Source organism: Mesorhizobium sp. LSJC285A00 (assembly GCF_000503155.1).
In the GTDB taxonomy this organism is placed as follows: domain Bacteria; phylum Pseudomonadota; class Alphaproteobacteria; order Rhizobiales; family Rhizobiaceae; genus Mesorhizobium.
The window spans coordinates 1-15923 of record NZ_AYVK01000026.1 but is presented as its reverse complement, the minus strand read 5'-3'; the positions used below and the strand labels follow the sequence as shown (position 1 = coordinate 15923).

Annotated in this window: 14 protein-coding genes and 1 tRNA gene; 13 read left to right on the top strand and 2 right to left on the bottom strand. The window is 63.5% G+C overall.

The genetic code is table 11. The features are described 5' to 3' along the window. Window positions 1-180 precede the first annotated feature (180 nt). Both X726_RS148945 and X726_RS148950 read right to left on the bottom strand, forming a co-directional pair. Complete coding sequence (locus X726_RS148945; RefSeq protein WP_023671221.1) at window positions 181-1272, bottom strand: hypothetical protein; 1092 nt, start codon at window positions 1270-1272, stop codon at window positions 181-183. 236 nt (window positions 1273-1508) lie between these two features. After that, window positions 1509-3440 carry a peptidase C14, caspase catalytic subunit p20 gene (locus X726_RS148950; protein ID WP_023671220.1) on the bottom strand — a complete coding sequence of 644 codons (1932 nt, stop codon included), beginning with the start codon at window positions 3438-3440 and terminating at the stop codon, window positions 1509-1511. A gap of 249 nt (window positions 3441-3689) precedes the next feature. On the opposite strand from X726_RS148950, the gene X726_RS148955 reads away from it, so the two are divergent. The 13 genes from X726_RS148955 to X726_RS1000000170570 form a co-directional block, all read left to right on the top strand. Beyond that, window positions 3690-4658, top strand: a complete 969-nt coding sequence (locus X726_RS148955; protein WP_023671219.1) for a D-alanyl-D-alanine carboxypeptidase family protein — start codon at window positions 3690-3692, stop codon at window positions 4656-4658. A gap of 419 nt (window positions 4659-5077) precedes the next feature. Then, window positions 5078-6061 carry a DUF1003 domain-containing protein gene (locus X726_RS148960; RefSeq protein ID WP_023671217.1) on the top strand — a complete coding sequence of 328 codons (984 nt, stop codon included), beginning with the start codon at window positions 5078-5080 and terminating at the stop codon, window positions 6059-6061. A gap of 161 nt (window positions 6062-6222) precedes the next feature. Further along, window positions 6223-6299, top strand: a tRNA-Arg gene (locus X726_RS148965). 293 nt (window positions 6300-6592) lie between these two features. Next, window positions 6593-6826 (top strand): acylphosphatase, encoded by a 234-nt coding sequence (locus tag X726_RS148970; protein ID WP_023832684.1) that lies wholly within the window; start codon window positions 6593-6595, stop codon window positions 6824-6826. 157 nt (window positions 6827-6983) lie between these two features. Beyond that, window positions 6984-7637 carry a Rieske 2Fe-2S domain-containing protein gene (locus tag X726_RS148975; RefSeq protein ID WP_023671215.1) on the top strand — a complete coding sequence of 218 codons (654 nt, stop codon included), beginning with the start codon at window positions 6984-6986 and terminating at the stop codon, window positions 7635-7637. Then, window positions 7634-8479: an aromatic ring-hydroxylating dioxygenase subunit alpha gene (locus X726_RS148980; RefSeq protein WP_023671214.1), complete on the top strand. Its 846-nt coding sequence runs from the start codon at window positions 7634-7636 to the stop codon at window positions 8477-8479. The genes X726_RS148975 and X726_RS148980 overlap by 4 nt, the downstream gene beginning before the upstream one ends. Beyond that, window positions 8476-9135 (top strand): glutathione S-transferase family protein, encoded by a 660-nt coding sequence (locus X726_RS148985; protein WP_023671213.1) that lies wholly within the window; start codon window positions 8476-8478, stop codon window positions 9133-9135. The genes X726_RS148980 and X726_RS148985 overlap by 4 nt, the downstream gene beginning before the upstream one ends. 1 nt (window position 9136) lies before the next feature. Further along, window positions 9137-10516 (top strand): amidohydrolase, encoded by a 1380-nt coding sequence (locus X726_RS148990; protein ID WP_023671212.1) that lies wholly within the window; start codon window positions 9137-9139, stop codon window positions 10514-10516. A 26-nt stretch (window positions 10517-10542) separates the two neighbouring features. Beyond that, window positions 10543-11640 (top strand): BMP family ABC transporter substrate-binding protein, encoded by a 1098-nt coding sequence (locus X726_RS148995; protein ID WP_196814159.1) that lies wholly within the window; start codon window positions 10543-10545, stop codon window positions 11638-11640. A 3-nt stretch (window positions 11641-11643) separates the two neighbouring features. Next, the gene (locus tag X726_RS149000; protein ID WP_023671210.1) at window positions 11644-13167 is read left to right on the top strand and encodes an ABC transporter ATP-binding protein; all 1524 of its coding nucleotides are present in this window, start codon (window positions 11644-11646) and stop codon (window positions 13165-13167) included. Continuing rightward, window positions 13164-14264, top strand: a complete 1101-nt coding sequence (locus X726_RS149005) for an ABC transporter permease (protein WP_023671209.1) — start codon at window positions 13164-13166, stop codon at window positions 14262-14264. Before X726_RS149000 ends, X726_RS149005 begins: the two co-directional genes overlap by 4 nt. Continuing rightward, window positions 14261-15172, top strand: a complete 912-nt coding sequence (locus tag X726_RS149010) for an ABC transporter permease (protein ID WP_023671208.1) — start codon at window positions 14261-14263, stop codon at window positions 15170-15172. The genes X726_RS149005 and X726_RS149010 overlap by 4 nt, the downstream gene beginning before the upstream one ends. 545 nt (window positions 15173-15717) lie before the next feature. Beyond that, the coding region (locus X726_RS1000000170570) for a hypothetical protein (protein WP_198037347.1) at window positions 15718-15923 on the top strand (206 nt) is incomplete at its 3' end.

Sequence of the window (15923 nt, the reverse complement as noted above, 5' to 3'; positions counted from 1 at the left end):
CAGCGCTGCCCCTCGTCGCCCTGCCGGTGTCCAGCCGATAGATGGGTAACACTTCTCCCCCTATGCGTCCGCCGCAGCGCCAAGCAGATTGGTTGGCGCGGCGGTGCGGCGGACAAGCTCCATGTGCCGTGTGTCGAGGATGCCGGCAGGCAGGTGAGGGGCAGGGCCAGCGTTCGAAAATCAGCCGGGCTGGCCGATCCGCAGGAAATCGCTGTCGAATGCGACATCGCGGGTCGAACCATCGGCTCCGGTGAGATGCATGTGACCTGAGGCTGTCCCGATAGCGCGCGGCGGCTCGCCGCTCGCCAGCGGCAGCGTGCCGATGACATGGCGGAAGGAGACTTCGCCGCCGAGGGTAAAAGCGGTCGCGACCCCTTCGCGCTTCAGCCAATTGTCGTCGATCGATGCGGCATGGCCGATGGCGGCGCGGCCGTCCTCGATGCCGAGCACGCCGCGATGGCGGCTGCTCCACGGCGCGTAGTCGCGGCCGCCATTGCTGAACCACAGCATGGTGACCGGAAGCTCCGCCGGGTTCTTCAGCACCAGCACCAGATCCTGTTCGGCCCGGCGCGCCAGCGCCGTCCAGCCCGGACCGTCATGATCGGCTTCGACCAGGGTGATGAAATCCTCGCGCTCATCCTCCATGCGGTAGTCGGTGAGATCGAGCGTGCCGCCGCCAGTGGCTGGAAAGCGCGTCAGATCGGTCGAGCGGGCGGGATAGGAAAGCTTGAAGCGGCCGCGGGCCGGATCGGGCTCCAGCGGTGCGTCCAGTGTCCCGGCAAAGCGCTTCGGCGAAAAGGCCAGCCGGCCGCCATCGCGCATCGCCGCCATCGGATGGTGGGCGGCGGAGACCGCTCCGGAACCGCCGGAAAAGACATGCTCCTGATAGAGAAAGGGATGACTGTTGCGGAGCGTGAAGATCTTGTCGACCGTCGCGCCCATCACCGTGCGGCGCAACCGGAAGACGGCCCGCCAGCCGTCGGATGTCGCTTCGCTGGCGGTGACATCCCAGGCGCTGTTGGCCGGCCAGCCATGCAGCGGTGCGGCTTCGATGTCGCTGGCCGAAAACGGTGCGCATAGGAAATCGCCAGACAGCCGCACCGTGCCTTGAGGCAGGTCCGGCGGCAGCGTCTCGCCGGCATCGATCCAGGGCGCGCGGTGCAGCGGCTTCAGCTGGCGGCCATCGCTGTCGACCGTCATGTCGGCGATATGGCCGACAGTGGGATCGAGCGTGACCGAAATGCCCTTTGCCTTGATCGTGACCGTATCCATCCGCGCACCTGCTGATTCTGGTGGCAGCGAACAAACCCGCTCCGCGACGGATGCGCAAGCACAGCGACCGGCATTTTGCATCAGGGCGATTTTTACCCTCCCCCTTGTGGGGAGGGTCGGCGAGCGCTCGACGCGAAGCGGAGATTGTTCGACGGGGCGGGGGTAGCGCCCTACAAGGACCCCCACCCCGATCCGCTACGCGGATCGACCCTCCCCACAAGGGGAAGGGTGGACGCCTACTGCCGTTTGTACTCCCGGACCGGCGACTTGGTGCCGTCGGTGTAGGTGACCTGCACCGCCATCGACGTCACGTTGTCGGCGACCTTGAAGTAAGGCTGGTAGTCATAAGGAATGGCGTACGGGTCCTTCTTGTCGCAAGGCGGCAGCTTGATCTCCCTGTCGAGCGCCGTGCCGTTCAGGCTGTAGCGCACCTCCTTGATGCCGCAGCGGAACGACAGCATCTGGGAGAAATAGACCAGGCCATGATTGCCGCTGGCGTCGAAGGCGATCCACGACGTCCAGAACTGGTCGAGGATCTGTTTGTTGCCCTGTTGCAGCGCTGCGTCCGGATCGAAACTTATGTCGAACGGCCCGGTCTCGCGGCCCCTGAGATCGAGATACTTGACCCCGATGGTGGTGGCCGTGGTGCTGTCGGGCAATTCGAAGCTCGGATTGGGCATCGGCTTGCCGGTGCGCTGGTCGTTCATCGCCATCAGCCCGGTGTCGGTGAACGGACCTGACACACCCATGCGCCAGGAAATGCCGGTCGCGGCCTCGGGCAGCGAGATGGAGATCATCCAGCCGGCATTGGAGCGCATCGGCGTCAGCGTCGGGGCAAAGCGTGCTGGGTCGAGCACGTCGCCAAGCGCCGTCAGGCGGGTACGGCTGCGGTCGAGCCAGTCGGCGAGCTGCGTCTGGTCGACGAAATATTTGAGCAGCCCGCCTTCCTTTTCATAGGAGACGAACCTGGTCAGCGCCTCGGCCTCGCTGCGCTTGTCGGACAGCGACTGGACGCCGAGGCGATCCTCGGAAAACTCCTGCGCGAGCAGGTAATAGGCCGGTGCGAAATCCGGATTGGCGGCGATGAAGGCGTTGAGCTTGTCGAGACGCTGGGCATCGTCGAACTGCAGGATATGGACCAGCTTGATCGACAGCGCCTTGGCCTTGTCGGCCAGGGCGCCGAACACTTCGCGGGCGCCGGCCTTGCCGTCCTGCACGCGCAGCAGGGTGGCGAAGCGTGTGTAGGGATCGACGGCGTCGACGTCGAAACCGGCGAAAGCGAGATAGGAGCGCCGCGCATTCAGCATGTCGCCGGAAAGCTCGTAGACGCGGGCATTGTGATAGAATTCGTCCGGCCGCTTCGGCTCGGCGATCGTCCCGCCCTGCGCGGCCAATGCGGCAAAGCCCTTGGCGATGGTGTCGATCGAGGCGGCGATCTGCTCGGTGGTCGCCTGAAGCTTATCCGCCTGCTCGGCCTGTTTCTGCTGGCCGGCAGCGAGCGTTTCGGTCGTCTGCTTGACCGCCTCTACCGACTTTTGCGTCTGCGCGCCCTGCTCAGCCTGCTGCTGCTGGGTCGACGCAATTTCCTCGGTCTTCTTCGCCACCGCGTCGGTCGATTGCTTGACCTGGTCGACCGCCAGCTTCGTCTCGGTTACCGTTTGCTCGATCCTGGCCACCCTGGCCGAGACGATGCCCATCTGCTGCTGCAACTGGGCGATGGCCGGCACCAGGCCGGCGATCACACCGTTCTGCGAATTGGACTGCTGCTGCAGGCCATAGACGCCGCCGGCGACGGCGGCAGCGCTGGTGGCAAAGATCAGCGCCGGCAGCGCCTTGGCGGCCAGCACCAGCCGCAGAACGATGGCAATGGCGATGATGGCGGCGGCAACCGAAGCGACCAGCGCGATATAGGCGGCGAACGGCGCCAGCGGATTGAGGATGTCGGATGCGGCGCCGCCGATGAAAGCGACGCTGCCGGCCCATTTGCCGGTGCGGCTGAGCGAAGCCCTGATAAGAGATGGCGCAGCCGCGCCGATGTCACCGGTCANCAGGAAATCGGGAATGGAAAGGGCGGCGCCGCTGGCGATATCGATGCCGGCCCATTTGCCGGTGCGGCTGAGCGAAGCCCTGATAAGAGATGGCGCAGCCGCGCCGATGTCACCGGTCATTGTCAAATCCCCCAAGCAATTGCCGCCTCTATAGCAGCACCGCGACCCCGCAGGCAAAACAGGACAGGAAGCAGGCGATTTCGGGAGGTTGCCGTTTCAGCGCCGATGGTTGGCGAAGCCGAAGCGACATCTGATCTCCCCCCTTGCGGGGGAGATTGGCAGCGTCATCGGCAGCTCCGCCGTTAACCAAATGGACGAACACAATGGGTTAGGCTAGGTTCCGGCCCTCTCAGCAACGCCGGACTTGACTTGCCAAATTTCAATTTCCCCTCCCCCGCCCAGAAATTTCTCGCAGCCCTCCTGCTGCTTGTCTTCGTGGCCGGCTGCAGCACCACCGCACCGCCCGACAGCGTGCTGGCGGTGCCGGCGCCGCAGGAGAAATATGCGGCCATCGTCGTCGATGCCGGCAGTGGCAAGACGCTGTTCGAAGTCAGTTCGAGGGCGCAACGCTATCCGGCGTCGCTGACCAAGATGATGACGCTGTACCTGCTGTTCGAGGCGCTGGAGTCCGGCCGCGTCTCGAAGGAAACGCAGATCCCGGTCTCCGACAATGCCGCCCGGCAGCCGCCGACCAAATTGCGCTTCAAGCGCGGCGAGAGCATCGATGTCGATTCGGCGATCCGGGCGATCGTGGTCAAGTCGGCCAATGACGTGGCGGTGGCGGTGGGCGAATATCTCGGCGGCTCGGAGGACCAGTTCGCCGCCATGATGACGTCCAAGGCGCGCCAGATCGGCATGAGCAGCACCGTCTTCCGCAATGCCTCCGGCCTGCCCGACGATGGCCAGCACACATCGGCGCGCGACATGGCGACGCTGGGGATGGCGCTGCGCGCCCGCTTCCCGCAGCAGTTCCACTATTTCTCCGAAAGCGACTTCATGTTCCGCGGCCGGCTGGTGCGCGGCCACAACGACATGCTCGGCCGGGTGCGCGGCGTCGACGGCATCAAGACCGGCTATATCAGGGCATCCGGCTACAATATCGTCACGTCCTACAATGCCGACGGCCGGCATCTGATCGTGGTGGTGATGGGCGCCGCCAGCGCCCGCCAGCGCAACGACCATGTCGAAGCGCTGATGCAGCGCAGTCTGTCGCCGACGCTGGCCGATACCAAGACGCGGCTGATGTTTGCGGGAGACCAGCCGGCAGCGTCGCCCGGCCTGCCGCCGCCTGGTTTGCCGGCGCAGGGGTCGCAGTTGCCTGGTTTACCGCCGCAATAGAACCCGTCGTTGGGTGGAGGAACTCTGAAACGCCGGCGGGACAGCATCCCCCTCTGGCCTGCCGGCCATCTCCCCCTCAAGTGGGGAGATTAGCAGCTTCGGCGTCTCGCCTCTTTTTCGTGTTTGGCGAAGCCATGGCGACATCTGATCTCCCCCCTTGAGGGGGAGATGTCCGGCAGGACAGAGGGGGGGTCGTGAAGGATCGCTGCCTCATCTTAACTCTGCAGCAGGCGCAACAGCACTTCGGCGGTCTGGTTGCCGAGCAGCAGGCGAGCGAGGCCCCGGGGGGCTGCGCCGCCACAGGCAATTGCAGCAGGCATTCATCACAAGCGCTTGCACAAGCCCCCAATCTTCACCGCCACAGTGGCTATGGCGTGCCGGCTTGGCGTATCGTGGGCGCGACAGCAGGAGCCGGCATCATGAGCCCAAAACCATCCGAACAGGCCGCCAATGAAAACGACAGCGGCGGCGAGTATTTCGAGGCGCCGCCCATCGGCGATCATGACGCCGAGCTGGTTGCCGACGAGGCGCTGGAAGCGCCCGATGTGCCGGACTCCGAACCGCATGGCCGCCTGAAGCCGAAGCGAAAGCCGTCGGCGATATCGGGCCGCAAATTCCGCAAGCGCGACCTGGTGCGCATCGACGACCTGCGGCCAAGCCTGGCCGACCGCATCCGCTCCGATCATCCGGACCTGCCGCGCGGCGCCCGCATCAGCCGCGAGGAGCTCGGCCGCTACCGCATGCGCTACATGGAGGAGCTGCTGCAGCAGGAGCATGGCGAATTCTCCGAGCTCGACCGCCAGGTGGTCGAATCGATCGCCAGGCAGGACACGATTTCGGAAAACTCGGAAGAGGAGTTCGAGGAGCACCGCTCGNAGGTGGTCGAATCGATCGCCAGGCAGGACACGATTTCGGAAAACTCGGAAGAGGAGTTCGAGGAGCACCGCTCGTTCGCCGACCGCGTCTCCGACAACATGGCGGCTTTCGGCGGCAGCTGGTGGTTCCTGATCTCGTTCGGCAGCGTGCTTGCGGTGTGGATCGGCATCAATTTGATCGCGGGCGTGAGCAGCGCCTTCGACCCCTACCCCTTCATCCTGCTCAACCTGCTGCTCTCCTGTATCGCCGCCATCCAGGCGCCGATCATCATGATGAGCCAGAGACGGACGGAGGCCAAGGACCGCCTGCGCTCGTTCAACGACTACCGGGTGAACCTGAAAGCCGAGCTGGAAGTGCGCCATTTGCACGAAAAGCTCGACTATCTGATCTCGCGCCAATGGACGCGGCTGGCCGAAATGCAGCAGATGCAGCTGGACGCGATGCATGAACTGACCGGCGCGAAGAAGGCGAAGCGGGCGCCGCGCAGGGTGCGCAGGCGGGTGGCGAAGGTGGAGGTGGCGGGGTGAGTCCCGGGCTGAGGCTGCAGGGCGGACGCGAACTTGCCAGGCCGCGCAAGCGGCTTCGAAAATATCGCCACGCCAATTGCCCGTTGAAGCCCGCGCCGGCTTCCGCTAAGAAGCCGTGGCTGGCCGGCCTATCGGCTGGTTCGTTTTCAGGTTCCCTGAAGGCACCCGTAGCTCAGCTGGATAGAGCGCTGCCCTCCGAAGGCAGAGGTCACAGGTTCGAATCCTGTCGGGTGCGCCAACTTACCGATGCATTACAATAGCTTAGATAACCCTAAAGCGCGTCGCGCTGAACGGATTCATGCGACCGCTTGAAGTCTTTGTTTAATGCATGTCGTTGTCCCAGGACCGCGGCACTTCTGGGCGACATGCATGAGTGCCCGGGTGCAGGCATAGCCGATCAGTCCATACGGTGTTATTGGCGCGTCGATTACCACTTCCGCCCGTTCAGTCAGACGCTATGCTGCCGACCATGACACCAAGGCGCGCGTTCCGTTCGTGATGAAGCAAAGTCAACACCGCTTGCATGAGCGGATGACCATTCGCGGCCACCTCGAACCCGCGTCCTTCGTGCCTTGGATCATGCGCCATGCGGCCAAGCTCGGTCTCGCGCACCACATCGCTCATGCAAGCACCGATCGCATCGAACTCGATATTGCCGGTGCGGCGGAACTGATCGACATGATGGAGATGGGATGTTCGCTTGGGCCCATTGAGGTCTGGGTCGAGACGATCGACCGCGCGCCTGTCGAGCAAAAAAACATATAGCTTTGCGTGTGGTTACCCTCCGTTTGCACTTAATTTAACCAATATTGCAATTGCGAAATTATTATGCATACGTCAGCCGCATCGAGCGGTTCGCCAACTCCTTGCGCCGGCATCTCTCTGGTCGGGAAACAGTGGTATCAGTACGGAAAGTAAGGTCATGCTGTCCGACAAGACGGACACCTGGGTGCCGGTCGCCCTTACCCAGGATCTGCCAACAGGACAGGTAATGCCGGCGCGGACGCCCGCCGGTCCCATTGCCCTCTGGCGAAGCCAATCGGGGCGCTTGGCGGCATCGGCGGATCGCTGTCCGCATCGCGGCATGCGCCTCTCCCATGGCTTCGTGCGCGGCGAGGCGCTCTCCTGCATCTATCACGGCTGGACCTATTCGCAGGCCGGTCAGTGCCTGCGCATTCCCGCCCATCCCAGCCTCACGCCGCCGGAGACGATTCGCGTTGCGACCCGGTTGGTCGAAGAGGCGGGCGGGATCATCTGGGTCGCTGATGGAGAGCCTGACGGCAAGCCACCCCTTTTTGAGGGTTACGTCCCGCTCCGTTCATTGACGGCCCGCGCCGGATGTTCGGCACTCTCGGTCGCTGCCGGTACGAAGGCCACCGTTGAAGGATACGTCTGGCAGGCGCCCGGCGCGCCGGCAATCCGCCTGCTGCCCATCCCGCAGGAAGCCGGCGAGACGCTGATCCACGTCCTTGTTCCAGCCGATTGCGATGCGTCCGAGCGCATCGCCGCCTCGCGAGCCGCCGAGAGCCTTCGGCGCATGGCCGAAGGGATCGAGGCGAAAGGGGCTGTGCCATGATCGACGATGCGATGCGCGACGAATGGTATCCGGTCGGGCTTTTCAGCCGGCTCGACCGCTATGGGCGCGAGACCACCCTGATGGACGAGCCGATCAAGGTTGCGCTCGACGCCGATGGCGCGGCGAAAGTGACAGGCGAAAACGGGCGCGTGCTGCCGGTTTCGGTGCGCTATGGCCATATCTGGTCGTCGCTCGGCGAACCGAAGAAACCGGTCTTCCCGATTCCCGAGGCAGACCAGCCCGGGCGCCGCTTCGTCGATGTCGGCGTGGTGCGGGTGCGCTGCTCGCCGCTCCGCGCCGTCGAGAACTTCCTCGACATCGCACACTTCCCCTTCGTCCATACCGACATCCTCGGCTCGGAGCCGCATACCGAGGTCGAAAACTACAAGGTCGAGATCCGCGAGGAAGAGGACGAGGTCTGGGCGACCCAGGTGAAGTTCTACCAGCCGCAGGCGGCGAAATCCGCGAGCGGAGGTATCACGACGGAATACATGTACCGCGTGCCGGCTCCGACCTGCTCAGTCCTCTACAAGACCTGCCCGCCGCGCCCGGGCGAATGGGATGTCATTGCGCTATTCGTCCAACCGCTTGCCGAGGATCTCTGCGACGTCTGGCCGTGGATGGCGCTTTTCGATGACGAGACGCCACAGACCGACCTCATCCATTTCCAGCAGACGATTTTCCTGCAGGACCGCTCGATCCTCGAAAACCAGATCCCGCGTCTTTTGCCGCTCGATCCCGGCATGGAAATCCCGACGCGCGCCGACCTGACCTCGGTCGCCTATCGCCGCTGGCTGAAGCGCCACAATTATACCTACGGCGCGCAATTGGTGGCACAGTGAAGCTTTACGACTACATCCTCTCCCCAAGTTGCTACAAGGTGCGCCTGATGGCGACGCTGTCAGGTGTGAAGCTCGAAATCCGCCCGGTCGACTTCCATCCCGGCGCCGAGCATCGCGGCCCCGAGCTTATGGCACTTAATCCGGGAGGCTCCATCCCGATCCTTGAAGACGGCGACCTGATCCTGACCGAGTCTTCCGCCATGCTTGGCTATCTCGCCGCGAAGGCAGCACCGGCCTGGCTCGGCAGCGGCGCCCCCGAGGAGACGGCGCGCATCCAGCAATGGCTTTCCTTCTCGCACAGGCTGACCGCCAACCTCGGCGGCGCGCGCCTGCATGAGATGCTGCTGCGTCCCGGTGACATCGGTGCGCTTCAGGCCAATGGCATAGCGGCACTACGTGAGCTGGAAGCCGGCCTCTTCGAACAAAAAATGCGTGGCGATCGGTTTCTCGCATCCGACCGGCCGACGATTGCCGACATTGCTTGCTTTCCCTACGTCGCGCTCGCGCCCGACGGCGGCGTTTCCCTCGATCCGTATCCCACGATCCGGCTCTGGTCGCGAGCGCTCCGCAGCCTCGACAATTTCATCGAAATGCCCGGTATCCACCGGCTGCACGAGTTGAAGCCCGAACCGCGACCCATACCGGACGAGGCGTGAGGTGACCGGCTATCTCCTGAAGAATTGCGCAGCGGTCATCACCGACGAGGGCAGGGGTCCGAGCGTCCGGCGCAATGTCGATATGCTGACGAATGGCCCGCAGATCGAGGCAATCGGGCAAGGCCTGCACAGAAGCGAGTTGCCGGCCGGTACTATCGTGCAGGACGCCGACGGCTGGTTCGTCTATCCCGGCCTCGTCAACACGCACCATCACTTCTTTCAGTGCTTTGTGCGCAACCGTGCCGACCTCGACTGGACGAAGCTGTCGGTCATCGAATGGCTCGACCGGATCTATCCGATCTTCTCCCGGCTCAACGAGGATTGTTTCTACCACGCCTCGATCACGGCGATGGCAGAGTTGATAAAGCACGGTTGCACGACGGCCTTCGACCACCAGTACAATTTTCCGCTCCATGCCGGAAAACGGCTCATCGACCGGCAGTTCGAAGCGGCCGACCTTCTCGGCATGCGTTTCCACGCCGGCCGCGGCGGCAACACGCTGCCAAAATCGGAAGGCTCGACCATTCCAGACGAGATGCTGGAGACCACGGACGAATTCATTGCCGACTGCGCACGCCTCATCGACACTTATCACGACACCAGTCCCTTCAGCATGCGTCAGGTCGTGGTCGCTCCCTGCCAGCCGGTCAACTGCTACCGCGAGACCTTCGTGGAATCGGTTTCGCTGGCGCGTGATCGCGGGGTGCGGATGCACACCCATGTCGGCGAGGGCGAAAGCCCGATCATCGAGGCCCGCCATGGCATGCGTACGGTGGACTATCTCGAGGACCTCGGATTTGCCGGCCGAGACACTTTCTATGCCCATTGCTGGGAGCTGACGCATGACGAACTGCGGCTGATGGCGGCGAGCGGCACCGGTGTCTCGCATTGCCCGGAGCCGGTCTATCTGGTGGGCGCGGAGGTGACTGATATTCCCGCCATGTCCGCCTTTGGCCTGCGCGTCGGTCTCGGCTGCGACGGTGCTGCCTCGAACGACAATTCCAACCTCATGCACTGCATCCATTCCGCCTACATGCTGCAATGCCTGGCGGCCTCGACGCGCGCTCATCCCGTGCCTGCGCCGGTCGATTTCCTCGGCTATGCGACAACGGGCGGGGCCGCGCTTCTGGGCCGCAATGACATCGGCCGACTGTCGCCCGGCATGGCCGCCGACCTCTTCGCGATCGACACGCGCCGCATGGATTATGTCGGCACGCGCCACGATCCATTGAGCCTGATCGCCAAGGTCGGTATCGGCATGCCCACCGACATGACCATGATCAACGGCCGCATCGTCTGGGAGAAGGGTGCGTTTACCGGGCTGAACGAGGCCCGGCTTGCTGCGGACGCGGAAGCCGCCTTTGCCGCGGTGGAATTCTAACAACTTAAGACAGGGGAACTGACATGCTGAACTATCTGACCCGCAGAACTCTGATGAAGGGCCTTGCCGCGACAGGGCTTGCCGGCGCGCTTGGCAGCCGTCCCGCCTTTGCGGCCGACGAGCCGCTCGGTATCACGCTCGTGCTCCCGTCGCCGGTCGGCGATGTCGGCTGGGGCCATGCGCTCGCCGCCGGCCTCGAGCCGGTCAAGGCCGCGTACGGCGACAAGGTGAAGATCACCGTCATCGAGAACATCGCCGAAGGGCCGGACGCCGACCGGATCATGAACAAGACCGTCGCCGACGGCAACAAGTTCCTGATCGCCGGCTCATTCGGCTACCAGAATGGTGCATTACAGATCGCCCGCCGCGATCCTGCGGTCACCGTGCTGCATGCCTCCGGCTTCCAGACCGCGCCGAATTTCTCGCCCTTCGCGGCGAAGTATTTCCAGGGCACTTACCTGCTCGGCATAGCCGCCGCAGCTCTTTCCAAGACCGGCAAGGTCGGCTCCGTCTCGGCCTTCGCCATTCCGGAGCTGATCACCTCGATCAACGCATTCACGCTCGGCGCACAGACCGTAAATCCCGATATCGAGGTATCGGTCGTTTGGGTGAACTCCTGGTTCGACCCGGCCAAGGAACAGGAAGCCGCCAAGGCGCTGATGGCACAGAACTGCGACGTGATCTTCTCGAACGCGCAGGACACACCCTCCGTGATCTCGGCCTGCGAGGAGGCTGGCGTCTATGCGTTCAACCTCAATTCGTCGATGAAGAAATATGCGCCGAAGAAATATCTCGGCTGCATCGCGACGGACTGGTCGCCCTTCTTCAAGGCTTCCGTGGATGCCCATCTCGCCGGAACTTTCAAGGGCGCCAACACCTTCCTCGGCGTCGCCGAAAAGGTGGTGGAGGTCGTGGACTGGAACTCAGATATCCCAGCCGACACGATGACGAAGATCAAGGAAGTGGCGGCGAAGATCGCCGACGGCAGCTTCTCGCCCTTCACAGGTCCAATCACCAAGGCCGACGGCAGCGAAGCCGCCGCCGCCGGTGCGACGATAGCGGATCCCGAGATCGTCGCGATGGACTGGCACGTCAAGGGTGTCACCACACCACTGCCGAAGTAAGTCATGACCCCGCCCCTTCTGTCGCTCCGCGGCATCTCGAAGAGCTACGGCCAGATCCGGGCCAACCAAGCCATCGATCTGGACGTGGCGCCCCAATCGATCCATGCGATTCTCGGGGAGAATGGGGCGGGCAAATCGACGCTGATGAAGCTCATCTATGGCGTTGAACAGCCGGACGAAGGCACCGTCGTCTGGAACGGAGAGCCTCTGCGCCTTGCCTCGCCGGCTGAGGCACGGCGCAGGGGCATCGGCATGGTCTTTCAGCATTTCTCGCTGTTCGAGACGCTGACTGTCGTCGAGAACATCCAGCTCGTCGTCCCCGGCGGCAAGGCGGAGCTGGCGGGGCGCATCCGCAGCCTCGGCCAGGATTTCGGCCTTGAAGTAGATCCTCTCGCCGATGTGCACGCGCTCTCGGTCGGCGAACGGCAGCGGGTGGAGATCATCCGCTGCCTGATGACGGACCCGAAGCTGCTCATTCTCGACGAGCCGACCTCGGTCTTGCCGCCGCAGGCGGTGAAGAAGCTGTTCGACACGCTCAGGCGCCTTCGCGACCGCGGCGTGTCCATCCTGTTCATCTCCCACAAACTGGAGGAAATTCGCACGATCTGTGACCAGGCGACGGTCTTGCGTGGAGGGCGCGTTATCGGCACCGTCGACCCGCGCGACTATGATGCGCACGACCTCGCCCGGATGATGATCGGCCGCGACATGCCCGAGGTGATGCCCGCGTTGGCCATGCCCGAGGGGGAGAAGCGGCTGGAAATAATCGGCATGGACTACACGCCGGACGACCCCTTTGCCACGCCGCTCTCCGGCATCAGCCTCACGGTACGATCAGGCGAGATTCTTGGCATAGCCGGAATATCGGGCAATGGCCAAGGCGAGCTTGCCGCGCTTATCTCGGGCGAAGCGATGCTGCTGAAGGAACAACGCGACCGGATTTACATGATGGGCCGCGACGTAGGCGCACTCGATGCGGCCGCGCGCAGGAGATTTGGCTTCGCCTTCGTGCCCGAAGACCGGCTGGGACGCGGCGCGGTCCCTGAAATGTCGCTCGTGCTCAACACCGTTCTTACCGCCCATCCTTTCGATCTCGTGAGGCGCGGCCTCATCAACAGCGCCGGAGCGACGGCTTTCACCAGCGAATGCATCCGTCGGTACGACGTCCGCGCCTCCGGCCCGGATGCCGAAGCGGGCTCGCTGTCCGGCGGCAACTTGCAGAAATTCATCGTCGGTCGCGAGATGATGCTGTCGCCAAAACTGCTTTTCGTGGCGCAGCCGACCTGGGGTGTAGACATTGGCGCTGCATCCGCCATCAGAAGGCGGCTCATCGCGTTGCGCAACCTGGGCGTGGCGATCCTCGTAATTTCCGAGGAACTCGAGGAACTTTTCGAACTCTGCGATTTCATCCAGGTGCTCCATCATGGAATGCTGAGTCCGCCTCTGGTCACGCGGGACACGCGCCCCGAAGACATCGGCAGATACATGATCGGAGCACATGCCTCGCCAGAGAAGGTTCCTGCATGAGCGTTTGGGCCGCGCCGTTCCTCCCCGCGCTCGTCCGCCGGGAGCATGCCTCGCTCGTCGCGGCCATGCTGGCCCCGGCTGTCGCGCTTGGCATGGCGATCATCCTCAATCTGGGCCTTTATGTGCTGATAGGCCGAGATCCGGCGGCCGTCCTGTACGCGATGCTTCTCGAGCCGTTCCTCTCCTGGGCATCGTTCGCGGAGGTGCTGCTGAAGGCGGGGCCTCTTCTCCTCATTGCTCAGGGGCTGGCGATCGGTTTCCGCGCAAAAGTGTTCAACATCGGCGCGGAGGGCCAGTTTATCCTGGGCGCTATTTTCGCCTCGGCGATCCCCGTCTGGTTTCCGCAGGCGACCGGGCAGTGGATCTGGCCGCTGATGCTGCTTCTCGGTGCCCTCGGCGGTGCGCTTTGGGCATCTATCACCGCCTTCTGGCGCGTCAGGCTCAATGCGAACGAGATCCTGGTCTCCCTAATGCTGAGCCTCGTTGCGGCGCAAGTCCTCAACTACCTGCTGCTCGGCCCATGGAAGGACCCGGCCGGCTTCAATTTCCCACAATCCGTCATGTTTCAGAACGACGCGATGGTGCCGACCCTGATCACCGGTACCCGCGTCAACGTCTCGCTGCTCATCACACTTGCGCTCTCGCTGGTGGCCTGGGTTTTCATGCAGCGGAGCTTCATGGGGTATAAGCTCAAGGTCGGCGGCCTTGCCCCGCGCGCGGCCGGTTACGCCGGCTTCAGCGAAGGGCGTGCGATTTGGCTATCGCTTCTGATCGGTGGCTTGGCGGCGGGACTGGCAGGCGCGGCGGAAGTCGCGGGTCCGCTCGGCCAGCTGCAGCGCTCGATCTCGACCGGCTACGGTTATGCGGCCATCATTGTCGCCTATCTCGGCGGCTTGCATCCAGTCGGCATCATCTTTTCCGCGCTCTTTATGGCTGTCCTCTATATCGGCGGCGACAATGCGATGGTGTCGGCAAACCTGCCGATCGCCGCCGTCCGCGTCTTCCAAGGCAGCTTGCTGCTCGCCTATCTCGGCGCTGTGGCCTTCGTGCGCTACCGCATCGAGTGGCGCCGCCCCCATCACCTGAGCCAGCCATGAACGCCGTCGAGTTCATTATTTCGGGCATGCTCGCAGCGGCAACCCCCTTTCTCCTTGCCGCACTCGGCGAGTTGGTGGTCGAGCGCACCGGCGTTCTTAACCTCGGCGTAGAGGGCCTGATGGCCCTCGGCGCGGTGCTCGCGTTCATCGTCGTCTACCACGGCGGTGGACACCTGCTGGGGTTCGTTGCCGCCGGCCTCGGTAGCGCCGTCCTGTCCCTCGTCTTTGCAGTGCTGGCACTCGGATTCCGGGCAAACCAGGTCGCGACAGGCCTTGCGATCGGCATTCTCGGCCAGGGCCTTTCGGCGCTGTTCGGCAAAAGCTACGAGAGCTTGACGGTCAAGGGGCTCCCGAAACTTGCCTTTCCCGGCCTCTCGGAAATCCCGGTAGTCGGCAGGCTGCTTGTCCAGGACGTCGTCGTATGGCTTTCCCTTGCCGTGACGTTTGCGATCTGGGCGATGTTTGCCTATACGAGAGTCGGCCTTGTCGTGAGGGCAATCGGCGAGAATCCCAAGGCAGCCCATGCCATCGGCTATCCGGTTATCGCTATCCGTATCGCGGCCATAGCTTTTGGTGGCATGATGGCGGGTTTTGCCGGCGCCTATGCGGCGGCGGTGTACACGCCCCTTTGGGCGGACGGTATGATTGCCGGACGTGGCTGGATCGCGATCGCACTCGTTGTCTTTGGTACGTGGCTCGCTGGCCGCATCTTCCTGGGTGCCTGCCTCTTCGGCGCGGTTTCGCTGATGAGCCTCGCCGCCCAGGCGACCGGTCTGGACTTGCCATCGCAACTGCTTTCCAGCCTTCCCTATCTCGTTACGATCGTCGTGCTCGGTGTCATCTCGGCGGACCGCCGCTTGCTCAGGCTGAACGGTGTCGCCTCGCTTGGCGAACCCTTCGAACGTTAGCCGGGATGAAAGTGGATTTGCGAAACTCGGCGTAAGTTGAAGAGATTCGAAACGCCAGCGGACGATCGGCATCCGATCCAAAGGGCAGAAACGCCAAACGGGGCGAAGGTATGCCCGCAAGGGTAGCGCTGACGCCGTCGACTGCGAGCAGCGGAACGATGTGACGCACAACGCGCCCGACATCGGTGGAGATCGTCGCGGGTTTCTTGGGTCGTCCCCTTTCCCCAGCACGAGCCCATTCTCGAGGGTCCATTCTCCACCGCAGCCTAGGGAAGCGGCTTCGCAAGACGGCCTGAGGCATGCGCCCGGCAAATTCCCGCATGCGAGCACTCGTCCTGCCTGTCTAAGGTTCCGAGTCTAACCGCAAATCCTCGATTTTTTCCGCCAATTCCAAAATATATATTCCGATCGCCGCAAGCAGCCATAACAACGATTTCCAATACTACCTATTCTCGCAGAAACTAAAAACGCTACACTCGCGTAATCATATTGGTAACGGATGCTGTTCAACCTGCGTACAGGCAACCAACACGGGGAGCGTCATTATGGATTTCTTTAAAAGTTTAACAAAGGCCTTGGCCGGTGGCGCTGTTGCCGTGGCTTTGTGCTTTCCGGCTGGCGCGGGCGGGCTCAGTGTAGGCATCGGCGGCAGCGGTGGGGTGGGCGTCTCGGTCGGCGGCAGTGGCGGCGGGCTTGGCGTCGGCGTCTCGGTCGGCGGCAGCAAGGGCGCCAATGTCGGCGCAACGGTCGG